Consider the following 25,385-nt stretch of genomic DNA (forward strand, 5'->3'; position numbering starts at 1 on the left):
GGGGAAGACGCCGTGGCGGGCAGCCTCACTGTAGTGGGCTGCGTACGATGCCAATTCCCACGCGCCGAACAAGGTAAACCGACCGAACGGGACTCAACCCACCCTGGTGCCGACCTGCCGGAGGACCTCTTCCAGGAACTCCGCCGCGCCATCCTCGTCGTGCCGGCCGATCACGGCCGCCGCGACGGCCCGCGCCTCGGGGCGGGCGTTGCCCATGGCCACCGGCGCCCCGATCCGGGCCAGCCAGATCGCGTCGTTGCCGCCGTCACCCGCCCCGGCGGCCCGGGCCGGGTCCACGCCCAACCGGTCGAAGACGTACTCGATGGCCGACCACTTGCTGGCGTCGGGCGCCGAGAGCTCCCAGAATTCGTTCATCGAGCGCATCGCCCGGGGCACCAGCCGGCCGACCGCGGGGGCCGCGTCGTCCAGTTCCTGACGCGTCCCGAAGATCATCGTCTTGAGCACCGTGCCCGGCTCGATGTCTTCGGGGGTGGCCAGCACGACGGTGGCCTCGTTGATCTCCTCCATCGCCCGGGCCAGCGGTTGCGAGGTGGCGAAGACCTGGTCGATGGTCCACCAGGTCAGCGGCTGACCGGTGACGTGGTGCAGTTCGACCATCGCCGTCATGTCCGCGTCGGGCACCGGGCGCACCCACAGGTCCTGCGCGGTCAGCGGGTCGGTGATCAGCCCGCCGTTGCAGCTGATCTGCGGCGAGCGCAGGCCGGCGTCGCGGGCGATGTCCAGCACCTGGGACCGGGTCCGACCGGTGGCCAGCACCACCGGCACGCCGGCCTCGTCCAGCGCTCGCATGGCCGCCGACGTCCGGGCCGAGATCCGGTGGTCGCTCCCGGCGATCGTGCCGTCGACGTCCAGCAGCACCGCGGCGGTGGCGGACAGGTCCAGGTCGATGCGATGCATGAATCCCTCTCGGTGCGGTGCGGTGCGGTGCGGTGCGGTGCGGTGCGGTGCGGTGCGCGGGGCCGGTCGGCGCCGTGACGCGAAAGAGGCGTGACCCGGGAGGCGCGGTGTCGTCGACGACACCGCCCGGGTCACGCCCCTGCGCGGGCGAACTGACAGATCAGCTCAGGACGGCGGCCAGCCCCAGCACGATCGTGGTGGCCGGCCAGATGGCGGCGGCCGGCGGATCAATGTGGGTGTTGCCGTGGTCATGCAGCAGCCGGGCGAAGAACTCGGCGAACCACGCCGACATCATGCCGAAGAGCGCACCGATGATCAGCGCGACGACGGTGTTGCCACCGACGATCGGCAGGAACGCGAACGCCCCGACGCCGCCGATGATCGTGATGTGGTGGGTCACCGGGAAGCTCAGGCCCAGGCTCAGGAACAGCAGGGACACCGCGGACAGGCCGAACACGAAGTACTGCACGGCCGGGATGCCCGGGTACAGCTCGTTGAGCTTGAGCGTCACACCGGCCGCGAACAGACCGGCGCCCAGACCGAGAACGGTGTTCGGAACGAACTTCTCGTGGTAACGAACCCACGCGGTCTCGTCCTTGGGGGCGAATCGTCCCCACCCGGCACCCTCGGGCAGGTTGCCGAAGATGCTGGCCCGCCCGATGAACAGCCGCACGATCAAGGCCGAGATCACCACGGTGACCGCCACGGTGTCGGTGTGGGTGCCGAACCACGGAATCTTGGCGATGCCCAGCTGGACGAGATAACCGCCCATGCCGAAAAGTGCACCGACGATGAGGACGTCGGGCTTCTCGATCGAGATCAGCGGCACGGCAATGTCCTTGCCCCCCACCTTGTCGGAGCGTCGGGCGGCGTACGCGGCCGCCGCGACGCCGCCGGCGAAGGCGACGTGGGGTCCGAAGACCGGGCCGAACGCCACGGTGCCCAGGAAGTCACCGGTGCCCCCGGCCAGCAGGATGCCCACCCCGGACACGACCATCAGGCCGGTGAAGATGAAAGCGTGGAGCGCGCCGATCGCGGCGGCGAAGAAGCCACCGCCGGCGGCCAGGAGCAGGGACAGTAGTTCGAAGTTCATCGGTGGCCTTCCGTACGCGATACCTCGATGTAGGGGACGGAGCGAGACCCAGGTCACTGTGGATCAGGCGCTTCGGGAACAGTACAGGTACATACAAGTCTGTACAAGATCTGCCAGCAGCGGATCCGGCCGAGTCGTTTCGGTGATGTCGACCGCCCACCTCACCTCGCCGCCGGCCGCCGCACCAGGGCCGGACCACCTGGTCGAACGCCACCTCGTCGGGACCTTCTCCGGACTCCCGAGAATGGCGGCCGCGCACCAGGCCGTCAAGCCCGGCGCAACCCCGCTGCAACCCTGCGCACCTGATCTTGGCTCGCCAAATCCATTCACCTGGAACGGATTCCAGCGGGTCGGCGACGACCGGGTCGATCTGGACTGTACAAGTCCGTACAGGTCTTGACCAGATCGGATGACCGGATTGCGTTGAGCCCACTCACCCCCCGCGGACCGTCAGCCAGCGGGAATTCCCTTCTGGCTCGGCCACTGTCGCTCGACTGAGAGGTTTCTACGTGAGCAGGTACATCCTGGGCATTGACGAGGGCACCACCGGTGCCCGCGCCTTCGTGATCAACGAGGAATGCGAGGTGCTCGGCCTGGCTGCGGCCGAGCTGACCCAGCACTACCCACGGCCGGGCTGGATCGAGCACGATCCGACCGAGATCCTCACCGTCCAGCTGGAGGTCATCCGGGCCGCGCTGCGGCAGGCCAAGCTCCAGCCGTCGGACCTGTCCGCGGTCGGCCTGACCAACCAGCGCGAGACCGGCATCGTCTGGGAGAAGGACACCGGCCGGCCGATCCACAACGCGATCGTCTGGGCCTCGCGGCAGACCGTCGAAGTCGTCGAGCGGTGGGTCGAGCAGGGCCACGGCGAGATGATCCAGGAGCGCACCGGCCTGATCCCGGACGCCTACTACACCGCCTCCAAGATCCGCTTCATCCTCGACGCCGTGCCCGGCGCCCAGGAGCGGGCCGAGAACGGCGAGCTGCTGGCCGGCACCGTGGACACCTGGCTGATCTGGAACCTGACCGGGCGGCAGTCGTTCGTCACCGACTACTCCAACGCCTCGCGCACCATGATGTTCAACCTGGAGACCCTCAAGTGGGACCAGGACCTGCTGGCGGCCTACAACATCCCGGTCCAGATGCTGGCCGAGATCGTGCCCTCGGACGCGATCGTCGGCACCATCGGGGCCACCTTCGGCGCCGAGGTGCCGATCGCCGCGAACATGGGTGACCAGCAGGCCGGCCTGTTCGGGCAGGCCGCCTTCGCGCCCGGCCAGTCCAAGATGACCTACGGCACCGCGGGCGTGCTGAACATCAACTGCGGCACCACCCCGCAACGGGTGGCCGGCCTCACCCCGAGCATGGCCTGGGGGGTGCAGGGCACGCACGCGTACGAGATCGAGGGCGTGCTGTTCGCCATGGGCAAGACCATGCAGTGGCTGCGCGACGACCTCAAGCTGATCCATGCCGCCCCGGACTCGGAGTGGTACGCCGGGCAGGTCCCCAGCACCAACGGCGTCTACCTGATCCCGGCCTTCACCGGCCTGTCCGCACCGGACTGGGACCCGTACGCGCGGGCCGCGATCATCGGCATCAGCAACGCCACGACCCGGCTGCACATCATCCGGGCCGCGGTCGAGTCGATGGTCTTCCAGACCCGGGACGTCGTCGACGCCGCGCTGTCGGGGGGCGGCGGCACGATCTCCATCCCCGAACTGCGGGTCGACGGCGGCGCGGTGAAGAACAACTTCCTGTGCCAGCTGCAGGCCGACGTGCTGGGCATCCCGGTGCTGCGTCCGGTCATCTCCGAGGCCACCGTCTTCGGCGCCATGCTGATGGCCGGCCTGTCCACCGGCATCTACTCCAGCCTGGACGACGTGGCCGGAAAGTGGAAGCTGGACCGGCGTTTCGAGCCGTCGATGAGCCTGGATCAGGCCGACTCGATGTACGCCGGCTGGCGCGAGGCGCGTGACCTGACCCGCGGCTGGGCGCAGAAGGTCAACACCGACTGACGCTCCCGTCGAGATCGCCGAGGCCGGGCCCGCTGATGCGGGCCCGGCCTTGTGCTTTCGGATCAGCGCGCCGGGCGCCGCCGATCACCTCGTCCGTCAGCGCCATCGGTGCGCCGATGCCGAACCGCCCCGGGAGCGATGGTCCCGGGGCGGTTCGGCGATGACGGCTCAGCCGGCGGTCGCGACCTCCGGCACCCGCCGCTGCACCCCGCCGAGCAACCGGGTGCGCACGTAGTCGCGGTGCCGGCGCACCTGCTCGTGGACGTCCGCGTCCGCCCAACCCAGCAACGGTGCGGCCACCGCGGCCACCTCGCGGTCCACGTCCAGGCCCAGGGCCGGCGACAGGCCCACCATGGTGCGCCGGTGCAGGATGTCGGCCAGTTGCACGGCGCCCTCGGCCCGCACGGCCAGGGTGATCTCGGCGACCACCACGGCCCCCTCCCCCGACCCGATGACCCGGGCCTGGGCCGGGTCCCCGGCGATCAGCTCCAGCAGGTCCTGGCAACGGGCGCCGTAGACCGACACCAGCCGATCGGCGATCGGCCCGGCGAACGGCAGCCGGCTGCGCACCTGCCGGCTCCGGGCCGGCCAGTCGGCGGCCCCGCCGGGCAGCGTCTCCCGGCCGGTGCGCGAGGCCGGCAACGAGCGACCGATCAACTTGGCGGCCAGGTCGACGGTCTCCCGGCCCAGGCTCAGGTGCGGGGTGAGCTTGCCACCGACCACGCTGATCAGGTTGGGCACCGTGTCGTGGGTGAGGATCAGGTGGCTGCGCGGGATGTTGCCGCTCTTGACCCCCGGCCGGTACGGCAGCGGCCGCACCCCCGCGTAGCTGAACAGCACCGAGTCCGCGGTGAGCCCGGCCTCCGGGATCAACGTGTTGGTTTCCTTGATCAGGTAGTCGATCTCGTCCTCGGTGCCGGACACGGTGTCCAGATCGCCGTCGAACCGGTCGTCGGTGGTGCCGATCAGGTACCGGCCGTTCCACGGGATAACGAGCACGGCCCGGTTGTCCGAGCGCGCCTCGTAGTAGATGGCCACGTCCGGAGCACCGGGGAACGGGTCGACGATGATGTGCGTGCCCTTGGTGCCACCGATCATCCGGTCCAGACCCAGCCCGGCATCGGCATCGTCGACCCAGGGGCCGGCCGCGTTGATCACGACCTTGGCCCGGACGTCGTGGTCGAGGCCGGTCAGCTCGTCGTGCACGGCGAGGCCGACCGCGGCCCCGTCCCGCACGGTGATCGACGCGGTGGCGTAGGTCAGCACCCGGGCGCCCGCGGCGGCCGCGGACAGCAGCGTCTCCAGCACCAGTCGCTCGGCGAACACGACCTGCCCGTCGTAATAGCGCAGGCCGGCGGACAACCCGTCGGGGTTGAGCGAGCCCAGCTCGACGGCGACGGCCTTACGACCCAGGCGGCGGTGCCGCGGGACGGACTTGCGCAGCGACAGCGCGTCGTACAGGACCATGCCGGCCCGGAACATCCAGCCGGGCTTGTGATTGTGCTGGTACACCGGCACCACGAACGGCAACGGAGTGACCAGGTGAGGGGCGATGTGCAGCAACCGTTCCCGGTCGTGCAGCGACTCGCGGACCAGGGCCAGCTCGCCGTGCTCGAGATAGCGCAGGCCGCCGTGGATGAGCCGGCTGGACCACGACGAGGTGCCCGATCCCACGTCGGCCTTGTCCGCGACGAATACCGACAGCCCCCGACTCGCGGCGTCCCGGGCGATCGCGGCACCGTTGATGCCGGCGCCGATCACCGCCAGGTCGAACTCGGTGGTGGCCAGGTCGGCCGCCGACGCCCGGACGAAATTCTGCATCTGTCAGGCCTTTCCGCCGCTGCACGCGGCCGTGTCGGCCAGCCGGGGTCCGTCGCGGGCGACGCCAACCGGAGGCCAGGGGCTTGCTTGTATGTACAGGATTGAACAAGATAGGAGGACTGCTTGTCGAGCCCCCACCAGAAAGGGACACCCTCCCGTGCTGCCCCCCACCCTGATCGGATGCAGTTCCAAGAGCTATTTCTCGGCGGCCCAGGCCCGGGCCTGGGGCCCGGAGGTGATGGCCGGAGTGGCCGACGACGCCGCCGGCACCAGCGGGTTGTTCTGCTGCCCGTCGTTCCCGCTGATCCCCACGCTGCTGGATTCCCTGGGCGCGGCCGGCGGTCTGGTCGGCGCCCAGGACGTCTCGGTGTACGGCCCGGGGTCCTACACCGGCGAGGTGAGCGCGGCCGTGCTGGCCGAACTGGGCTGCCGGTTCGTGATGGCCGGGCACCCCGAGCGGCGGCGGATCTTCGGTGAGGACGACCAGACGGTTCATCGCAAGGTGCTGGCCACCGCCGAGGCCGGGATGGCCCCGATCATCGTGGTCGGCGAGGACGTGGAGGGGGCCAGTGCCGCCGACGCGCTCAACGCGCAGTTCGACCGCTGGCTGGACGGCTTCCCGGCCGGCGCGGAGCTCCTGGTCGCCTACGAGCCGGCCTGGGCCATCGGTCGCCCGCAGCCCGCCCCGCCCGCGCATGTGGCCGAAACGATCGCCACCGTGCGCGACCTGATCGCGCAGCGGGACACCGCCGCCCGGGTCGTCTACGGCGGCAGTGCCCAGCCCGGCACGTACCGCGCGATCGCGGCTGCGGCCGGCGAGGATGTCACGGGCGTCCCGGACGGTCTGTTCATGGCCCGATTCGGCCTCGACGTGGCCAACTTCCTGTCGATCGTGCGCGAGGTACGCGAGGTCGCCGGCCAAATTGGTCGGTAGGTTGACTATACAAGTCCGTACATGTCGGTTACCATCAGACGACCACCGATGACCACCCTGTGCATCATCGGCACACTCAGAATAAACAGCTCGACGTTTCCGTGTCCAGCCGGGACGGGCCGCCCGGTCCGCCCCCGACCAAAGGATCGACATGACCATTGCCAAGACCGTTGACCTCGTGAGGGCCGCCCGTCAGGCCGGTTACGCGGTCCCCGCGGTCAACATCGTCGACGACCTGTCCATGCGGGCGATCATCGCCGCGGCCGAGCAGGCGCAGTCGCCGATCATCATCCAGACCTCGGTCAAGACGGTGAAAAGCATGGGCGCCGAGATCATCTCCGGCATCTTCCAGCACGCCGCGAGCAACGTCTCGGTCCCGGTCGCGCTGCACCTGGATCACTGCCCGGACCGCGCGGTGATCACCCAGGTGATCCGGCACGGCTGGTCCTCGGTGCTGTTCGACGCCTCCGACCGCCCGCTGCAGCAGGCCTGGGACGAGACCCGCGAGGTCGTCGCCGAGTGCCACGCGGCCGGCGTCGGGGTGGAGAGCGAGATCGAAAACATCGTCGGCGTCGAGGACGGGGTGGGCTCGGACGAGGCCACGCACTCCTACAGCAACGCCAAGCTCGTCGAGGTCGCGCAGGACACCGGCACCGACCTGCTCGCGCCGGCCCTGGGCACGGCGCACGGCCTGTACAAGGCCTCCCCGGTGCTGCAGTACGACCGGGTCGCGGAACTGGGCCGGCTGACCGACAAGCCGGTCGTCCTGCACGGCGGGACCGGCCTGTCCCCCGAGGACTTCCAGCGCTTCATCGACAACGGCGTGGCCAAGATCAACATCTCGACCACGGTCAAGCTCGCCTACATGCACGCGGCGCGCGATCACATCGCCAAGGCCGAGCAGACCGGCAAGTGGGAGCCGGTCAAGATGTTCGACGACATCAACGCGGCCGTCCAGGCCACCGTCATCGAGCACATCGGCGAGTTCGGCAGCAAGGGAGCCGCGGCATGACCCCGGCCCTGATCCTGGACTGTGACGGCGTTCTGGCCGACACCGAGCGCGACGGTCACCTGGTCGCGTTCAACCAGACCTTCCGCGAACTCGGCCTGCCCTTCCAGTGGTCGCAGGAGGAGTACGCCGAGCTGCTCAAGATCGGCGGCGGCAAGGAGCGGATGCTGGGCTACCTGCGCCAGCACCCGGAGCTGGACTTCGGCACCCCCGAGGAGGTGGCGGCCAAGGTCGCCGCCGCGCACAAGCGCAAGAGCGAGGTCTACGTCGAGCTGGTCGAGCAGGGCGCGCTGCCCGGGCGCCCCGGCGTCAAGCGGCTGATCGAGTCCGCGCTGGACGCCGGCTGGGTGGTGGCCGTCGCCTCCACCTCGGCCACCAAGAGCGTCGAGGCCGTGCTCACCTCGGTCGTCGGGCCGCAGACCCGGGCCCGGATGGCCGGCGTGTGGGCCGGCGACATCGTGCCGGCCAAGAAGCCGGCCCCGGACATCTACCTGCTCACCCTGCGGGAGTTGGGCCTGTCGGCCGACGATGCCGTGGTCATCGAGGACTCCGAGTCGGGCGCGAAGGCGGCCGCGGCGGCCGGCCTGCGGCACGTGGTGACGGTCAGTTCCTTCACCGCCCAGGACCCGTTCCCGGCGGCCGGCATCGTTGTCTCCGACCTGGGTGAGCCCGGCGCGCCGGGTGCCTACCGGGCCGGCCTGGACGTGCGCCACGACGGCGTCATCGATGTCGCCTCGCTGGAACGCCTGCTGGCGCAGACCACCGCGCCGGCCCCGGCGACGGTCTGAGCTACAGCTCGTACTGGAATTCCAGTCTGATCTTGTCCCCACGGAACAGGATTCGGGAGTACTCGAACTCCTGTCCCGTGGGGTCCGAGATCTCCTGGCGCAGCAACAACAACGGCGTCGTCCGCCGGATGCGCAGCAGCTTGGCCTCGTCGGCCGACGGCAGGGTCGACTCCAGGCTTTCGTTCACCCGGCTCATTCGCAACCCGTGCTCGTTCTCCAGGACGACGCACAACTGGCGATTGACCAGATCGTCGGCATCCAGATCCTGGGCCAGCGCCTTGGGCACGAAAGACGTATGCAGGCTGATCGGCTCGTCCTCCACCAACCGGACCCGACTGAGCCGGTACACCAGGCTGCCCGGTGAGATCCGCAGGTGCTCGGCCACTCTCACGTCGGCCGGGATGACCTCGCTGGAGAGCACCTTGGTGGTGGTCTCGTATCCCATGCGCTCGAGCTGTTCCCGGATGCCCATGTAGGCCGGCGACCGGGTGCCGATCTTGCGGTGAGCCACGAAGGTGCCCTTGCCCTGCACCCGGAACAGCAGTTCCTCGTTCACCAGTTGCGCGAGCACCTGGCGGGCGGTCATCCGGCTGATCCCGTACATCCGGTTGAGTTCGTTCTCGGAGGGGATCTTCTGATCCGGCTTCCATTCACCGCGCTCGATCCTTTCGCGCAGCACGTTGGCCAATTGGATGTACAGGGGCGTCGATCCGCTGCGGTCCAACGAACCGACCGGCTCGGCGACAGGTGAGACGGTCATGACCGGACAACCTTCGAGTGAGTCACCGTGTTCCCCCTTTGAGCGCGGAGCCGTGCGCGGCAGTCGGCGGAGCAGCACAGCGTGTCGATAGACGCGCTGATTGTACGTCTTTACCTGCGTCTAAGGCGCGCGTCACGTTCGGTGGCCCGGATAGGCACCACGGGCCGGCGCCGGGACCGAACGCAAACTGCATCTTGCCAGCCAAGCTATACATGTATAGGGTTGTATAGCAACACCGTGGCCAGTCCGGCCGCTCCGTCAGGTCAGGATCTCGACGAGGAGAGGGTGCGTTGATCGTCGCCCCACACGCATCTCGGAGATCCATTCCCACCCGACCAACCGAAGGATTCTCCTGATGCCCAAGACGACTGAACTCAAGCCTCTCGCCCCCTGGGTGGAGCTGTCCTCCACCCAGGCCGACTGGGACGCCCTGGACCCGGCCGTCCTGGACACCATGCTGGCTCAGCTGCACCTGATCCGCGCCTTCGAGGAGGAGGTGCTGGTCCTGGCCGGCCAGAAACTGATCAACGGGCCGGCCCACTCCTCGATCGGCCAGGAGGGCGGAGCGGTCGGTTCGGTGCTGCCGCTGGGCGCCGGCGACCAGGTCAACGGCTCGCACCGCGGGCACCACCAGTTCCTGGCCAAGGCGCTGGGCTTCGTCGCCCCCGATGGCCTGAACCCGCGTGAGCCGCTCTCGGACAAGGTCCGAGAGGTCCTGCACCGCAGCATGTCCGAGATTGCCGGGCTGTCCGACGGCTACTGCCGCGGGCGCGGCGGCTCCATGCACCTGCAGTGGATCGAGGCCGGCGGGATGGGCACCAACGCCATCGTCGGTGGCGCGGTGCCGTTCGCCGCGGGCTTCGCCTTCGCCGACAAGCACGCCGACACCACCAACGTCTCGGTCACCTACTTCGGCGACGGCGCGGTCAACATCGGCTCCGTGCTGGAGACCATGAACCTGGCCGCCGCGTGGAAGCTGCCGGTCTGCTTCTTCATCGAGAACAACCAGTACGCCGTGTCCACCACCGTGCAGGAGGCCACCGGCGACGATCGCCTCTCGGCCCGCGGGCTGGGCTTCGGCATCCCCAGCTGGAAGGTCGACGGGATGGACACCGTCGCGGTCTACCTGGCGATGCAGCAGGCCCTGGAGGTCATGCGGCACGGCAACGGGCCGACCGTGATCGAGGTCGACACCTACCGTTACTTCCACCAGAACGGTCCGTTCCCGGGCAGCGCGTTCGGCTACCGCAGCAAGGACGAGGAGCAGAGCTGGCGCGACCGGGACCCGATCGCCAAGCTCGAGGGTCACCTGCTGCGCCGCGGCCTGTACACCGAGGCCGAGCTGACCGGGGTGCGCAAGTCCATCAAGGCGGCCCTGGGCGAGATCGGCGCCCAGCTGGTCGAGCAGGACCCGAACGGCAAGCCCGGCCAGCAGCGGATCCGGCCCGAGCTGTGGCCGGACCCGGCCTTCCTGGACGTCGGCATCCGGGGCGACCTGTCCAGCCTCAAGGAGCTCACGGTCCGGGAGAACGACAGCTTCGCCGCCGACGAGCTGGAGGATCGCAAGTTCGTCGACGTCATCGCCGAGGTCATGCAGATCCGGATGGACGAGAACCAGCGGGTCGTCGTGATGGGCGAGGACGTGCACCGGCTCAACGGCGGTTCCCGGGGCGCCACCAAGGGCCTGCGGGAGAAGTTCGACGACCGGGTGCTGGGCACCCCCATCTCCGAGGCCGCCTTCACCGGCCTGGGTGGCGGGCTGGCCCTGGACGGGCGCTTCTACCCGGTGGTCGAGCTGATGTACGCCGACTTCATCTGGGTGGCCGCCGACCAGATCTTCAACCAGATCGGCAAGGCCCGGCACATGTTCGGCGGCGACCACGACATGCCGCTGCTGATGCGCATCAAGATCGGTACCGGCACCGGTTACGGCTCGCAGCACTCGATGGATCCGGCCGGCATCATGGCCACCTCGGTGGGCTGGCGGATCATCGCCCCGTCCTCGCCGATGGACTACGTCGGTCTGATCAACGCCGCGATGCACCTCAAGGACCCGGTCGTGGTTCTGGAGCACGACGCCGACCTGTACAAGATCACCGGCCCGGCGCCGAAGAAGGACTGGAACTACATCCTGCCCCCCGGCCAGGCGGCCGTCCGCCGCGAGGGCAAGGACGTCACCGTCCTGACCTACCTGTCGATGGTGACCAAGTCGCTGCAGGCGGCCGAGAAGTCCGGCGTCGACGCCGAGGTCATCGACCTGCGGTGGCTGGACCGGGCCAGCCTGGACTGGGACGCGATCGAGCGGAGCATCAAGAAGACCAACAAGGTGCTCATCGTCGAGCAGGGTTCGCTGGGCACCTCCTACGGCGGGTGGCTGGCCGACGAGCTCCAGAACCGTTTCTTCGACTGGCTGGACGCGCCGGTGGGCCGGGTCACCGGCAGCGAGTCCTCGCCGAGCATCTCCAAGGTGCTCGAGGCGGCCGCCCTGGCCGGGGTCGACGACATCGTCGACGCGCTCAAGAACATCTGACCTGCTCGTTGATGACCAGCTTGATGAACCAGTAAGGACGACTGACTCATGGCAACACTGTTCCGGATGCCCGGCGTCTCGGCCGACGCCGACGAAGCGGTGCTGGAGGCCTGGACCGTCCAGCAGGGCGCGACCATCTCCAGCGGGCAGACGATCGCCTCCGTGGAGACCGAAAAGGCCGTCGTGGACGTGGAATCCGACATCGACGCGGTCGTGCACGCGCTGCTCGTGCCGGGTGGGGCGACGGTGCCGGTCGGCGACCCGATCGCCGTCCTGCTCGAGATCGACGAGGACCCGGCCGAGGGCGAGAAGCTGCTGGCCCAACTCGGCCTGGGTGGCGATCAGGCCGCCGAGACGGCCACCGCGATCGCCTCCGCCCCCGAGGAGGCCCAGGCTCCGCCGGCTCCGGCTCCGGATGCCCCGGCTCCGTCGGCGACCGTCGTCGCCGCGCCGGCCGCCAGCAGCAACGGCGGCCGGGTGTTCGCCAGCCCGATCGCCCGAAAGTTGGCCCGCGAGAAGGGTATCGACTTCGCGACGCTGACCGGCACCGGGCCCGGAGGCCGGATCGTGCGCGACGACGTGCTCGCCGCCGCATCGGCCGGCACCGCGCCGGTGACCGCCGCCGCCCCGCCGGCGGCCTCAGCGGCCGCCGCCCCGCAGCCCGCCGCCCAGCCGGTCGCCCCGGTGGTCCGGCCGGGATGGGAGGCGACCCCGCACTCCAAGCTGCGCAAGCTGGTGGCCTCGCGGCTGCAGGCCTCCAAGCAGCAGGCGCCGCACTTCTACCTGCGCACCTCGCTGCGGGTCGATGCCCTGCTCGCGCTGCGGGCCCAGCTCAATGCCGCGGGCAGCGACCGCATCTCGGTGAACGACTTCATCGTCAAGGCCGCGGCCAAGGCGCTGATCGACGTGCCCGAGATGAACGTGGTGTGGTCGGAGGAGGCGGTCCTGCACGCACCGCAGGCCGACGTGGCGGTGGCCGTGGCCAGCGACCGCGGCCTGGTCACCCCGGTGATCAGCGGCGTCGAAGGATTGTCCCTGTCGGCGCTGTCGCGCCGGATCAAGGACGCGGTGGCCCGGGCCAACGACGGCAAGCTGCAGCAGTCCGAGCTCGAAGGGGGCACGCTGACCATCTCCAACCTGGCCATGTTCGGCGTGGAGGAGTTCGACGCGATCATCAACCCGCCGCAGGCCGGCATCCTGGCCGTGGGAGCCGCCGTCAAGCAGCCGGTGGTCGGCGACGACGGCGAGATCGCGGTGGCCGGCGTGGTCAAGGTGGTGCTCTCGGTCGATCACCGTCCGGTGGACGGGGTGGTCGGGGCCAAGTGGCTGGCCCGGTTCAAGGAGCTGATCGAGAACCCGCTGCAGATCATCGTCTGATCCGGCATCCGCCCAGCCCATTCAGGAAGGACCTTTTCGTGCAGTCCGTCGACTCGTTCGACCTCAACGACATCGATACGGCGATCTTCGATCTGGACGGAACGATCTACCTGGGTGATGCGCTGTTGCCCGGGGCGGCGCGGCTGGTCGGGTCGTTGCGGGAACGCGGTGTGCGCACCGTGTTCTGCAGCAACAACCCGACCAAGTCACCGACCACCTACGCCGACAAGCTCACCGCTCTGGGCATCGGCACCGACGTGGACGATGTGTTCACCAGCCTGAACTCGACGGTTCGCTGGGTCACCACGACCATGCCGGGAGCGACCGTCTTCCCCATCGGCGAGCAGCCGTTGATCGAGGCACTCACTGCGGCCGGTGTGCCCATCAGCGACGATCCGACCCGGATCGATCTGGTGATCAGCTCCTACGACCGCACCTTCGACTATCGCAAGCTGCAGATCGCCTTCGACGCCCTGTGGTTCCACCGCCGGGCCCGGTTGGTGGCCACCAATCCGGATCGCTTCTGCCCCTTCCCGGGCGGCCGGGGTGAGCCGGACGCGGCCTGCATCACCGCCGCCATCACCGCTGGCACCGGCGTGCCCTGCGAGGCCGTATTCGGCAAGCCGGAACGAGGACTGTTCGACATCATCGCCCAGGCAACGGGTTTGGTTCCGGAGCGGACGCTGATGTTCGGCGACCGGCTGTCCACCGACATCAGTTTCGCCCGCCGGCACGGGATGCGCAGCGCCCTGGTGCTCACCGGTGAGACCGACACCGCCATGCTGGCCGCCGCCCCGGAGGACATCCGGCCGGACGTGGTCCTGCCCCGCATCGACGACCTGCTGGCCGCCCACGACGACCGGAGGTCGGCATGAGCACCTCGAGACCCTCGACGACCCCCCGGACGCCACAGGACTTCGCCACCGCCTGGGCTCTGCCGCTGCGCACCATCGTGTCCGCGCCCGGCGCGCTGGACCGGCTGCCCGGGCTGGTCGGCCAACTGCCGGCGACCGGCGACCTGGGCCTTTTGCACGACGGCACGCCCAAGGCGGTCGGCGAGGCCGATCTGCTGACCCGCGTCCAGGACAGTCTGGCCGGCCGGGCGCTGCGCCCGGTGCAGACTCCCCCGGGCGCCCACGGCACCGTGCTGGACGAGGCGACCGTGCAGTTCACGGTCGACGCGGCCCGCGGCATCACCGGCCTGGTGTCGGTGGGTTCGGGCACCATCAGCGATCTGGCCAAGGCGGTGGCCGCCGAACTCGACGTGCCGTTGGTGGCCGTGCAGACGGCCGCGTCGGTCAACGGCTACGCCGATTCGCTCTCGGTGCTGGTCCGCAACGGCGCGAAGCGAACCGTGCCGACCGCCTGGCCGCAGGCCCTGCTGATCGACCACGACGTCCTGGCCCAGGCGCCGGACGCGCTGACCCGGTCCGGCGTCGGCGATGCGGTCGCGGTCTGGGTCGCGCCGGCCGACTGGTACCTGGCCAACGCCCTCGGGCTGGACCGGGGATTCGACGAGAGCTCGGTCGCCCCGGTGTCCACGGCGGCCCACGCGCTGGTCGAACTCGACCCGGCCGAGCCGGCGGCGCTGGCCGCGCTGATCGACACGCTGACCATCGGCGGGCTGGGGATCGGGTTCACCGGCACCACCGCCGGCCTGTCCGGCTGCGAGCACCTGATCAGCCACCTGCTGGACATGGCCGCGATGGCCGCCGGGACCGAGCACGACCTGCACGGGGCCCAGGTCGGCGTGGCCACCGTGGTCTCCTGCGCGCTGTGGGAGATCGCCCTGCAGGAAATGGATCTGGGCCGCCTGGAGCCGGCCGCGCTGGCGCCGCCGGCCGACCTGGAACAGCGCGTGCTGGCCAGCTGGCGCGACCTGGACCCCAGTGGCCGCGTCGGGGGCGAATGCTGGACCGCGGTTCAACGCAAGTTCGCCGCCTGGGCCGAGCACGGCGCGGACGTGCGCCGCTTTTTTGACCGCTGGCCGGAGCACGAGGACACCCTGCGCCGGTTGGCCGCACCGCCGCGGTTGCCGGCCACCGCCCTGCAGCGGTGGGGTGCCGCCGTCACCTTCTCCGCGCTCACCCCGGCCGTGGACGCCGACCGGGCCCGCTGGGCCCTGCGCACCCTGCCCTACATGCGCGACCGGTTCACCCTGGCCGACCTGCTGCTGCTGGCCGGCCGCTGGGACGACGCCTTGATCGACCGGGTGCTGGCCCGGGCCGCCGAGGTCGGCGGCGGGTTGTAAACAACGACGGCCTGCGAAAATATCTGCCAGACATGTATGTACAAGTATAGAGATGTGACCTAGACTACGGGCCAGAGTTCTTCACCGCCGTTGTTCACCCCGCCTGCACACTGTCCGTCAGGCACGGCCCAACTCACCCAAAGGACTTTCATGAGCTCGATCCAGGCATTCGTCGGCATCGACGCCGGCACCACCGGCTGCACCGTGATGATCTTCGACCAGCACGGCAACCGGCTCGGCGAGGGGTACCAGGAGTACCCGTGCACCTCCCCGCGAGCGGGCTGGATCGAACAGGACGTCGACGACGTCTGGCGCGGCATCTGCGCGGCCAGCAAGCAGGCGGTGGCCGCCGCCAACCTGCCGCCCGAGGCGTACAAGTCGGTCGGTTTCTCCAGCCAGCGCGGCACTTTCATCCTGCTCGACGAGGAGAAGAACCCGCTGGCCCCGTCCCTGGTCTGGAACGACGGCCGCGCGCTGAAGTACCAGGAGATCTTCGCCGAGACCATCTCCGCCGAGGACTACCAGACGCACACCGGTATGCAGCTCTCGCCGTTGTGGTCGGCCGCCAAGTTCGCCTGGTTGCGGGACAACGAGCCCGAGCTGTTCAACAAGACCCGCTGGTTCGCCAACGGCCAGGAGTACTTCCTGTTCAAGATGGGCGCCGACGAGTGGGTCACCGACCCGGCCTCGCTGACCCTCAATGGCATGCTCGACATCGAAAAGCTCGACTGGAGCGACCAGATCCTCGAGCTGTGCGGCGTCACCCGCGACAAGCTGCCGCCCGTCGGCATCCCCACCGGCCAGGCCGGAGTGGTCTCGGCCGCGGCCGCGTTCGCGACCGGCATCCCCGAGGGCACCCCGCTGTGCCGCGGGGCCGGCGACCAGCAGTGCGCCGCCATGGGTGCCGGGGTCGTCGAGCAGGGCCAGGCCGAGTTCACCGTCGGCACCGCCGGCGTCATGGTCGCCCACCTGGACAGCCTGGACCGCGTGCAGGGCCGCAACCTGTGGTGGGGCGGGCACGCCGTCCCCGGCGCGTGGGACATCGAGGGTGGCGCGTTCTCCCTGGGCGCGAACCTGAAGTGGTGGCGCGACAACATGGGCCTGGAGGAGCAGGTCGAGGCGGACAAGACCGGCCGCAGCGTCTACGCCGTCATGGTCGAGAAGGCCCTGACCTCGCCCCCCGGGGCCAACGGCCTGATGTTCCACTCGTTCCTGGTCTCCCAGGTCACCCCGTACTACGACGCCGCCTCCCGCGGTGGCTGGATCGGGCTGGGCCTCAACCACACCCGGGCCGACATGCTGCGGGCTCTGCTCGAGGGCTGCGCACACGAGATGCGCATGGTGGTCGACGCTTTCAACTCCGACATCAAGGGCGGCATCACCGACCTGCGGCTGACCGGCGGCGGCACCAAGTCCGACGGCTTCGCCCAGATCATGACCGACATCATCGGCCAGCCGACCAAGGTGACCAAGGAGCGCGAGTGCACCGTGCTCGGCGCCGCCATCCTCGGTGCCTTCGGCTCGGGTTCGTTCTCCTCCATCGATGAGGCCGTCGGTGCCATGGTCAACGTCGAGTCCGAGTTCACGCCGAACGAGAAGACCCGCGCCCTGTACGACGAGGCCAACAAGGTCTACCGCGGCCTGTACGAGGCCATCGCCAATGCCGGCCAATACCAGGCCCTCTCGGACTTCTCCACCCGTAACTTCTAGGCCCGTCACCTTCCGGACCCGGGTGCGGCACGCCGCCGCACCCGCCACCTAGGCCCGCTCCCGGGTCGCCTTCCCGCCGCCGCGACGGAAGGCGCACCCGGGGGCGGGCCTTCGGCGTTCGCCCGGCCCGGCCGCACCGACAGCAAGGGCCCGATCCGCGCCCGCCGGATCGGGCCCTTCGTCGAGGCGACCGTGGCCTATTCGGGCCGCACCTCCAGCACGACCTTGACCCCGCGACCGACCAGCTCGATTCCCTTGTCCCATTCGTCCAGCGGCAGCTTGGCCCCGACGATGGCCTCGACGTCCACCTGGCCCTGGGCCATCAGACGCAGCGCGGTCCGGTAGCTGGAGGCCCGCTTGCCCCGGGAGCCCACCAATTCCAACTCGTGGTTGAGCAGGCGGTCCACGTCCACCGCCGGCGGCGTGCGGAAAAAGGCCAGCAGCACGATCCGCCCGCCCCGCCGCAGCCACGGCATGACCCCCTCCAGCACACCGGCGCCGCCGCTGCATTCGAACACGGTGTGGGCGCCGTAACCGTCGGTCAATCCCTTGACATAGTCGGCCACATCGATGGTCTCGGAATCGACGGTGTGGGTGACGCCCATTCGCCGGGCCAGGGCGAGCTGTTCGGTGTGCCGGGACCGGCCGACCATGACCACCGTGGCCCCGGCCGCCAGCGCGACCTGGGCACAGAGCTGGCCGATCGCCCCCGGCCCGATCACCACCACCACCTCACCGGCCAGCACCGGGCTCTGCTCGATCACCGCGTGCACCGAGACGGCCAGCGGTTCGGTCAGTGCACCGGCCAGCAGCGAGACATTGTCCGGCAGCTTGTGCACGGCCAACGCCGGCATCGCCAGCTGATCGGCCAGACCGCCGTCGGCGGTGGTGCCGATGCCCAGCCGGTAGGGGCAGCGGTTGTATTCCTCACGGCGGCAGTAGGCGCAGCGCCCGCACAGGTAGGCATCGGTCTCCACCGTCACCCGATCCCCCACCTGCAGGTCGGACTCGACGTCGGGCCCGATTGCGCTGATGGTGCCGCTGACCTCGTGTCCGAGCACCCGCGGCAGCTTGCCGTGGTCGTGCCCACCCTCGATGGCCAGCCGGTCGGTTCCGCAGATGGCCACCGCGGCCACGTCGATGAGGATCTGGCCCGCTCCCAGTTCGGGCGCGGGCACCTGCCGCAGCTCGACGTTGCCGGGCCCGGAGTCGAATTTCACCAATCCACGCATGCGCCGATGCTAACGACCGCACCCCCATGTTGGCTAGACATGTATGCACCTGTACTAAATCGGTTAGACAAGATCGGTCATGTCTATTGCGCTGGGCCGCGATGGCCGTCACACTTGACGGACCGCTGTTGATGCGCGGAATCCCCGGAACACACCTCACTGCAGAGGAGCAGCATGGACGGCTACATCATCGGGTTGGACGCTGGCACATCGGTCGTCAAGGCCGCCATCTTCGACACCAACGGCAACGAGCTCAGCCGCGGCGCGCGCAGTGTGCCGATCACCAACCCGCAGGCGCACCTGGCCGAAGAGAACATGGACGAGGTCTGGGTCGCCGCCACCGAAGCCATCCAGCACGCGCTGCAGAGCAGTTCGGTCAAGGCCGAGGAGATCATCGCGCTGTCGGCCACCGGGCAGGGCGACGGCACCTGGCTGATCGGCGAGGACGGCAAGCCCAAGGGCCCCGCGTACCTGTGGACCGACGGCCGGGCCGGCGACATCATCGACGGCTGGTACGCCGACGGCACGGTCAGCAAGCAGTTCAACATCTCCGGCACCGGCCCCTACGCCGGCACCACCTCGGCGCTGCTGCGCTGGCGTCAGGACAACGAGGGCGAGATCCTCGAGGGCGGCACCAACCTGTGGTGCAAGGACTGGATCGAGTACAACCTCACCGGCGACGCCTCCACCGACGCCTCCGACGCCTCGCTGGCCGGCATCGACGTCCGCAACCGGCAGTGGTCGGACGAGGTCAACGCGGCCTGGGGCTTCGACGAGCGGACCAAGCGCGCACTGCCCCCGATCAAGAGCCCGATCGACCAGATCGGCACCGTCACCAAGCACGCCGCCGGGGTCACCGGCCTGGCCGAGGGCACCCGGGTGTTCAAGGGCCAGATGGACATCACCGCATCGTCTCTCGGAGTCGGCGTGGCCCGCCCCGGTGACTGCATGGCGGTCATCGGGACCGCCGGCATCGTCACCGTCGCCACCGACAACCTGGGTTCGGAGATCCTGCCGACCGACGTCGGCTGGGTCATCCCGCACAGCCCGGACACCTGGATCCGCGCCCTGGGCATGAACTGCTGCACCCCGAACCTGGACTGGTTCCTGCGCGAGTTCGGCGATCCGTTCCGTCGCGAGGCCTCGGCCCAGCCGGGCGAGGTCGGTCTGTTCGACTACCTTGACGCCAACATCAAGGACGTGCCGATCGGCTGCGGCGGCGTGATCTTCCACGGCTACCTGGCCCCCGGTGGCGAGCGCGCTCCGTTCGTCAAGCCCAGCGCCCGCGGCTCGTTCAACGGGATCACCGGCAGCCACGACCGCTGGCACCTGCTGCGCGCGGTCTACGAGGGCGTGGCCTTCGGCATCCGGGACTGCCTGGACGCCATCCCCACCCAGGTCGACACCGTCCGGATGGCCGGCGGCGGCGCGAACAGCGCCGTCTGGGCGCAGATCTTCGCCGACGTGCTGGGTCGCCGGATCATCATCCCGGCCGGCACCGAGTTCGGCGCCAAGGGTGCGGCCATCGTCGCCGGCGTCGGCGCCGGCAGCTTCAACAGCTACGCCGAGGGCGCCGACGCGACGGTCAACATCGTCCGCGAGTACGAGCCGGACCTGCGCCGCACGGCCGTCTACGACGACTTCTTCGGCGTCTACCGGGACATCCGCCAGGCCACCCTGAACTCCTGGGATGCCCTGCAGGGCGCGGTGCGCAAGTCCGCCGCCCTGGTCTGATCCACCCACCTCGCGAGCCCGCGGTCGCCGAAGCTGTGTTCGGCGCCGCGGGCTCGCGGCGTCCGGCCGTCAGGCCGCCACCGGGTACCGGGCGCCGATCGCACTGGCCGCCCGGCGCAGTTCGGGTACGACTCGGTGGATTCGTTCGCCGTCGAGCTCATCCGACGGGCCCGTCAATCCCAGGGCTCCCTGTACGGTCCCCGCGGCGTCCAGGATGGGCGCCGCGACCGCGGTGATGCCCAGCGCGCGTTCACCGGTGGACTCGGCGAAGCTCTGCTGGCGCACGGTCTCCAGTTCGGCCAGGAACGCGCCGATCGGTGTGGCGGAGCCGTCGGCGTGCTCGATCGTGGCCACCGAGACCAGCGCGTCCTGCCGGTCCTGCTCGGGTAGGAAGGCCAGGATGGTCTTTCCGGCCGCCCCCAAGTACAGCGGGAAACGCTCGCCGATCGGAAGGGTGTAGCGGAGCGGGTTGGCCCCCTCGACCCGGGCGACCAGCACGCGGGTGCCGGCGAGCGGGACATACAGCGACGAGGTGAGTCCGCATTCCGCCGACAGGGCCTGCATGATCGGCTGGGCGATCATGTTCAGCGGGCTGGCTACCAGGTAGGCATGCGCGATCGACAACGCGGCCGGTCCGGCGGTGTAGCCGCTGGCGTAGCGTGTGGCAAAGCCATTGTCCACCAGGACGTTCAGCAGGCGTTGCGCGGTGGCGATGTGCAGATCGGCGTGCCGCGCGAGATCGCTGAGCCGCACCGGATGCTGGTAGGTCTGCAACACGTTGAGCAGGTCCAGGGCCCGCTGCACCGAACGCATCGTGGTGGCCGACGGTGCCGTCACGGTGGGGTCCTTTCACTCGGATATCAGGCCATGAGTCCTGACTATCATAGAGTGAGACAGGTTGGCGTCAGCGGATGGCCAGGGCATTCGCCGGCGAGCCGACACCACCGGTGAGGTGGAGCGGCTTGACGGTGACCAGAGCCTCCCATCGCCCGGTCCGGCGGCTGTGTGATGTCAAGTCGGTGAGATTCCAGAGTTCCCCCAGGGGGACGCCGAGCTTGGCGATGAGTTCCTGGTGCATCATCCCGTGATCCTCCGGCGCTGAATCCAGGAACGCACTGTCGTCAACCACCGGAAGCACTTCAACTGCGAAGGTGTCGGTGGCAAACAATGCAATCTTGTTGTCCCACAGCCATTCCGGCAGCTCTCGGTGTTGCCGGAAGCCGGTGCTGCGCCGGGCGGCCCGAACCCCGGCCCGGGTGTCCGGGTCGGTGCTGAGAAACCAATTGGCCCAGCCGGTATGCACCAGCACCAGGTCGCCCGTCCGCAGCGTGACACCCTGAGCGTGCAACGCCTGGTCCAGGTCTCCGACCGACAGGGCCGGGCCTTGCGCATGGTCGAGCGGCCGGCCGGTCGCCGCGGCCCAACCCTCGATGTCGACGAGCACCCCGCGACCCACAATGGGCTTCTCAGCCCACCGTTGGACCCCCAGTTCGGGAGTGCCCGCGGCGATGCACTCGTCGGGGACACCGTTGTAGAAGCCAAAGCCCGATGCCCTCCGGTGCCGCAGTCCGTCCACCTGCGTGGTGGCTTGCAGGAAGAAGTCGCGCAGCACGTCGTCGCGGGCCTGCGGGTGGCTGCGCAGGATCTCGTGCCGGGGCACCCCGCGGCTGCGAGCCATGGGCGGGTTGAACGCGTCGAGCGCGTAATCCAGGGAGAAGACCTCGCCGGTGCCGACCAGGTCCGCGGCCGCGCGGACCTGGTCGGCGCCGGCGAAGTTGGCCGTGCCCCGCTCCGGATCGGTGTCGAAGAGGTACCAGCTCGAACCGGGCGGACCGTCGGTCCGGGTGGTCAGATGCGCATACGCGGGAAGGGTCACGGCCGGTCCTCCTAGTCGTGCTCGTGATGCTCGGCGCCGAGGGCATCGACGTCCTGGCGGTAGGACAGGAGGAAGGCCAAAATGCCGGCAACGGAGGCACCGCCGAAGGCGTACGGGGCCAGCACCGTCTTGATGGTGCGGGCCAGCGTGGCGTCGGCGGCGATGAGCGCTCCCGCCTGGCCCAGGACGATGCACAGCCCGGCCAGCAAGAAGAAGATCAGACTGATCTTGAACAGCACGAGCGCGAACCGGGAGGCCGGTCCGTGCGGGTCGCGGGCGGTGATCTTGTTGTCCGTGGCTTCTTCGGTCATCGGGGGGTCCGTTCTCGACGTTGTGAACGTGGGTGGGGTTCGGGCGGGCATGGCGGGCTCACACGGGTAGCAGGCCGAGGGCGATGAGCACGCCGATACCGAGAATGGGGATGCAGTAGTACTTCAGCAGCGGGATGAACGTCTTGACCGGGTCGACCTGCGCGATGCCGCTGGCCACGTAGATCGGGGCGCCGGACGGCGGGGAGGCCCCCTCCGTCGAGGCGAAGATCAGGACAGCGGCCGCGGCGATCGGAATCGGCACGCCGACTCCGGCCAGAGCCAGCACGGCGACGGGACCGACGGCGGCCATGGTGGCACTCGCGGTCAACGGGATGGCGATCGCGACGACAATGACCCCGATGGCAATGGCCATGATCCAGGCGGGGGCCTGCAGGCCACTGAGGATGGCGGTGAGTTGCTTGGCCAGGCCGAGGTCGGCGAGCACGTTCGAGGCCGAGAACGCGGCGACGATGGTGATGCCGATGACGCCGAACGCCGGGGCAACCTTGCCCAAGGTGCTCCACCAGCTCTTGGCCGTGCGGGGCAGGTTCTTGCGGCCGAGCAACAGAACCAGGCCGATCATCAGCACCGGAATCCAGGTGATCAGGCTGATCACGTCGGACATGGCGTACGGGACGGGGTCGAGCTTGGTGCCGTCGGCCAGTTTGACCGGCGCCTTGAGGGTCTCGCCCACACCGGAGTAGTTGCCGACCTGGGTGGCGATCCAACCGCTGGTCAGCAGCAATGGGATGGCAATGGGGATGAACAGGGTCAGGGCCTGCCAGCCGCGGGACAGGCTGGTCTTGAGCGGCATGCGGTGTTCGGCGTCGATCGCCTGGATCTTGTTGCGACGGACCAGGTAGAAGCACAGGGCGATGCGGTAGCCCAGGCACCACAGTCCGGCCAGGGCCAGCGGCAGCACGATCTCGTCGGCGGTCATGGCGCCGATCGCGACCAGGCCGCCGACCAGGATGAACATGGTGGCGCTGAACGGGAAGGTGACACCCATTCCGGCGCACCCGGCGACGACGGTCGCGGCGAGTTCGGGCTTGACCCCGGTGCGCTTCATCCACGGCACCGTGACAGTCCCGACGGCGGCGGTCACCGCAGCGCCGACGTGGGCAATCGAGCCGAAGATCCCCGCGGCCACCGTCGAGGTGTAGAGCGGGCCGCCGCGCAGCCGGCCCAGGATCGAGTTCAGCACGTCGATGAGTTTGTCCAGCACGGGCGTCTTGACCAGCAGGAAACTCATGAAGACGAAGGCCAGGCCGGCGAAGGTGACCTCCTCCTGCATGGCGTCCAGCACGCCGTCGGAGATCGAGTGCCAGGCCTGCGCCGGGCCGTCGGCCACGACGGCGAAGACGCCGACCACGAGGAACCCGGCGATCATGGACTCGCCGATGTTGCGCTTGAGCAGCGCGTTCCAGGCCACGATGGTGGCAATGAAGGCGCCCAGCGCCCAGACGGCGATCATGCGGTCACCTCGATCCGGTTCGCGGTGGCCTGGATCGCGGCGCGGCGTCGGGCCTCATCGGCCTCGACCGCACGGCCCGCCAACAACGAGGTCACCGCCTCGGCGGCCGGGATGACGATGACGCCGTCACTGTCGGCGGCGACGATGTCGCCGGGGTTGACCACGACCCCGCCGACGGCGACCGGAATGTTGATCCGCCCCGGGCCGTCCTTGTACGGACCGGCCGGGCTGACCGCGCGGGCCCACACGCCGAAGCCCATCTCCTCCAGGACATCGACGTCACGGGCGGCGCCGTCGATGACCATGCCGACCGCGCCGCGCACCCGCAGCTTCTCGGTGATCAGCTCCCCGATCAGGGCGCGATTGGTCGCGCCCTGGCCGTTGATGACGATGATGTCGCCGGGCTGCACGTGATCGATGACCTCATGGATGGCCTTATTGTCCCCCTCCCGGACCCAGACGGTGCGGGCTCGGCCGACCGCCCGGGCGCCCTTCCAGAGGGCGTGGATGCCGGAATCGACCATGCCCATCCGGCTGCGGGCATCGCCGATGTTCGCCACCGCAGCCCTCGGTACGCCTCGAGCAGGTCGGCGGACACGGAATCGAGGCCGGCATGATCGGCCTTGGCCTGGTCGGCCAGCGAGTGGTGGATCTCGGCGGTGGCCCGGCTCGATACGGGCCGGACGCCCAGCTCATCGGCCAGCGACACCGCGGCATCGGCCTCGGCGGCTCGCCGTTCCGCGTGTTTGACGGTCCCGTTGTGCAGGCGATCCACGGCGGGGTGGCCGGCGGCCAGTTCGCTCGCGATCTGTTCGCGCACCCACTCCTCCGCGCCGGCCGCGCGGCCGATGGCCACCGATTCGACGATCAGCGCGCCGAGTCCCTTCATGAAGCTGCTGCGCAGCAGCTTGCGGCGGGAGGCGTCGCCAGGCGCCCCGGCAATGTTCTCCACCGGCGTGCCGATGGAGGCGAAGTAGCCGGCCGCCCGGTCGGCCCCGGCCCCGCTGACCACCAACGGCGTCTGCGCACCGTGGGTGGGCACGGACCCCACCACCGAGACGTCGGCGAACGCGGCGCCGGATTCGGAGGCGATGACCTGCGCGATCTTCTTCTTCAACGCCGCCGAACCGGCGTTCAGATCGGCAAACAGGGCGCTGGCCGGAAGGGCCGGCGCCAGCGCGGCAGCGGCCGGCAACGCAGCCTTACCCCCGGTCAGGCTGAGCACCAGATCGGCACCGGCCACCGCGTCGGCAACGTTGGCGAACCGAGTCACCCCCGGCGGGGTGATGTTGTCGGCCGGATCGAATCCGGCAACCTCCCACCCACGAGCCGCGAACCCGGACGCGTAGAGCGTCCCGGCCTCCCCCAGACCAATCACTGCCACCCGCATCGTCTGCCTCCTTGCAGTATCACTGTGTGATAGTTCCTATCGGATAGCAGTAAGTGTGTTCATACAATGGGACTCTGTCAACCCCCTACCCCGTATTCCGGATAGGCCAGGTATCGGGCATGGTTCGGTGGCCGGTCCGCGGAGACAGGCCGTTCCCGCGCC

Annotated in this window: 20 protein-coding genes and 1 pseudogene; 10 read left to right on the forward strand and 11 right to left on the reverse strand. The window is 69.5% G+C overall.

All coding sequences use genetic code 11. The features are described 5' to 3' along the window. Window positions 1-93: 93 nt before the first annotated feature. Both NAMU_RS16365 and NAMU_RS16370 read right to left on the reverse strand, forming a co-directional pair. A complete protein-coding gene (locus tag NAMU_RS16365) occupies window positions 94-918 on the reverse strand; it encodes an HAD family hydrolase (protein ID WP_015748506.1) in 825 nt (274 codons plus the stop codon). 160 nt (window positions 919-1,078) lie between these two features. Further along, a complete protein-coding gene (locus tag NAMU_RS16370; RefSeq protein WP_015748507.1) occupies window positions 1,079-2,011 on the reverse strand; it encodes a hypothetical protein in 933 nt (310 codons plus the stop codon). Window positions 2,012-2,520: 509 nt separating this feature from the next. Between NAMU_RS16370 and NAMU_RS16375 the strand changes: the two genes are divergently transcribed. Beyond that, complete coding sequence (locus NAMU_RS16375; RefSeq protein WP_015748508.1) at window positions 2,521-4,026, forward strand: FGGY family carbohydrate kinase; 1,506 nt, start codon at window positions 2,521-2,523, stop codon at window positions 4,024-4,026. Window positions 4,027-4,194: 168 nt separating this feature from the next. On the opposite strand, the gene NAMU_RS16380 is transcribed toward NAMU_RS16375, so the two are convergent. After that, a complete protein-coding gene (locus NAMU_RS16380; RefSeq protein WP_015748509.1) occupies window positions 4,195-5,847 on the reverse strand; it encodes a glycerol-3-phosphate dehydrogenase/oxidase in 1,653 nt (550 codons plus the stop codon). Window positions 5,848-6,004: 157 nt separating this feature from the next. Between NAMU_RS16380 and NAMU_RS16385 the strand changes: the two genes are divergently transcribed. From NAMU_RS16385 to NAMU_RS16395, 3 genes are all read left to right on the forward strand, one after another. Continuing rightward, entirely contained in the window at window positions 6,005-6,781 is a 777-nt protein-coding gene (locus tag NAMU_RS16385) for a triose-phosphate isomerase family protein (protein ID WP_015748510.1), read from the forward strand. Window positions 6,782-6,932: 151 nt separating this feature from the next. Further along, on the forward strand, window positions 6,933-7,793 hold the full coding sequence (locus NAMU_RS16390) for a class II fructose-bisphosphate aldolase (RefSeq protein WP_015748511.1): 861 nt from the start codon (window positions 6,933-6,935) through the stop codon (window positions 7,791-7,793). Continuing rightward, the gene (locus NAMU_RS16395) at window positions 7,790-8,578 is read left to right on the forward strand and encodes an HAD-IA family hydrolase (protein ID WP_015748512.1); all 789 of its coding nucleotides are present in this window, start codon (window positions 7,790-7,792) and stop codon (window positions 8,576-8,578) included. The genes NAMU_RS16390 and NAMU_RS16395 overlap by 4 nt, the downstream gene beginning before the upstream one ends. 1 nt (window position 8,579) lies before the next feature. Here the strand turns inward: NAMU_RS16395 and NAMU_RS16400 are convergent, their stop codons facing one another. Then, a complete protein-coding gene (locus NAMU_RS16400; RefSeq protein WP_015748513.1) occupies window positions 8,580-9,338 on the reverse strand; it encodes a GntR family transcriptional regulator in 759 nt (252 codons plus the stop codon). 355 nt (window positions 9,339-9,693) lie between these two features. Between NAMU_RS16400 and NAMU_RS16405 the strand changes: the two genes are divergently transcribed. The 5 genes from NAMU_RS16405 (at window position 9,694) to NAMU_RS16425 (ending at window position 17,206) form a co-directional block, all read left to right on the forward strand. After that, a complete protein-coding gene (locus tag NAMU_RS16405; RefSeq protein ID WP_015748514.1) occupies window positions 9,694-11,868 on the forward strand; it encodes an alpha-ketoacid dehydrogenase subunit alpha/beta in 2,175 nt (724 codons plus the stop codon). 48 nt (window positions 11,869-11,916) lie between these two features. Continuing rightward, window positions 11,917-13,245: a dihydrolipoamide acetyltransferase family protein gene (locus tag NAMU_RS16410; protein ID WP_015748515.1), complete on the forward strand. Its 1,329-nt coding sequence runs from the start codon at window positions 11,917-11,919 to the stop codon at window positions 13,243-13,245. A 38-nt stretch (window positions 13,246-13,283) separates the two neighbouring features. Beyond that, window positions 13,284-14,120, forward strand: a complete 837-nt coding sequence (locus tag NAMU_RS16415; RefSeq protein ID WP_015748516.1) for an HAD-IIA family hydrolase — start codon at window positions 13,284-13,286, stop codon at window positions 14,118-14,120. Continuing rightward, on the forward strand, window positions 14,117-15,496 hold the full coding sequence (locus tag NAMU_RS16420; RefSeq protein ID WP_015748517.1) for an iron-containing alcohol dehydrogenase: 1,380 nt from the start codon (window positions 14,117-14,119) through the stop codon (window positions 15,494-15,496). The genes NAMU_RS16415 and NAMU_RS16420 overlap by 4 nt, the downstream gene beginning before the upstream one ends. Window positions 15,497-15,646: 150 nt before the next feature. Beyond that, entirely contained in the window at window positions 15,647-17,206 is a 1,560-nt protein-coding gene (locus tag NAMU_RS16425; protein ID WP_015748518.1) for an FGGY-family carbohydrate kinase, read from the forward strand. Between the two features lie 197 nt (window positions 17,207-17,403). On the opposite strand, the gene NAMU_RS16430 is transcribed toward NAMU_RS16425, so the two are convergent. Next, window positions 17,404-18,438 carry a zinc-binding dehydrogenase gene (locus NAMU_RS16430; protein WP_015748519.1) on the reverse strand — a complete coding sequence of 345 codons (1,035 nt, stop codon included), beginning with the start codon at window positions 18,436-18,438 and terminating at the stop codon, window positions 17,404-17,406. Window positions 18,439-18,612: 174 nt separating this feature from the next. On the opposite strand from NAMU_RS16430, the gene NAMU_RS16435 reads away from it, so the two are divergent. Next, a complete protein-coding gene (locus tag NAMU_RS16435) occupies window positions 18,613-20,172 on the forward strand; it encodes an FGGY-family carbohydrate kinase (RefSeq protein ID WP_015748520.1) in 1,560 nt (519 codons plus the stop codon). A gap of 69 nt (window positions 20,173-20,241) precedes the next feature. On the opposite strand, the gene NAMU_RS16440 is transcribed toward NAMU_RS16435, so the two are convergent. From NAMU_RS16440 to NAMU_RS28475, 6 genes and pseudogenes are all read right to left on the reverse strand, one after another. Beyond that, on the reverse strand, window positions 20,242-21,009 hold the full coding sequence (locus NAMU_RS16440) for an IclR family transcriptional regulator (RefSeq protein ID WP_015748521.1): 768 nt from the start codon (window positions 21,007-21,009) through the stop codon (window positions 20,242-20,244). A 67-nt stretch (window positions 21,010-21,076) separates the two neighbouring features. Next, entirely contained in the window at window positions 21,077-22,048 is a 972-nt protein-coding gene (locus tag NAMU_RS16445) for a cyclase family protein (RefSeq protein ID WP_015748522.1), read from the reverse strand. Between the two features lie 11 nt (window positions 22,049-22,059). Further along, window positions 22,060-22,359, reverse strand: a complete 300-nt coding sequence (locus NAMU_RS16450; RefSeq protein ID WP_015748523.1) for a hypothetical protein — start codon at window positions 22,357-22,359, stop codon at window positions 22,060-22,062. Window positions 22,360-22,417: 58 nt separating this feature from the next. After that, the gene (locus NAMU_RS16455; RefSeq protein ID WP_015748524.1) at window positions 22,418-23,833 is read right to left on the reverse strand and encodes a TRAP transporter large permease subunit; all 1,416 of its coding nucleotides are present in this window, start codon (window positions 23,831-23,833) and stop codon (window positions 22,418-22,420) included. Beyond that, window positions 23,830-24,363 (reverse strand): RraA family protein, encoded by a 534-nt coding sequence (locus NAMU_RS30530; protein ID WP_322785872.1) that lies wholly within the window; start codon window positions 24,361-24,363, stop codon window positions 23,830-23,832. Before NAMU_RS30530 ends, NAMU_RS16455 begins: the two co-directional genes overlap by 4 nt. Window positions 24,364-24,533: 170 nt before the next feature. Continuing rightward, window positions 24,534-25,223, reverse strand: a pseudogene (locus tag NAMU_RS28475) (NAD(P)-binding domain-containing protein); the annotation flags it as partial. Window positions 25,224-25,385: the final 162 nt, after the last annotated feature.

Origin of the sequence: Nakamurella multipartita DSM 44233 (assembly GCF_000024365.1) — a bacterium.
Classification (GTDB): Bacteria; Actinomycetota; Actinomycetes; order Mycobacteriales; family Nakamurellaceae; genus Nakamurella; species Nakamurella multipartita.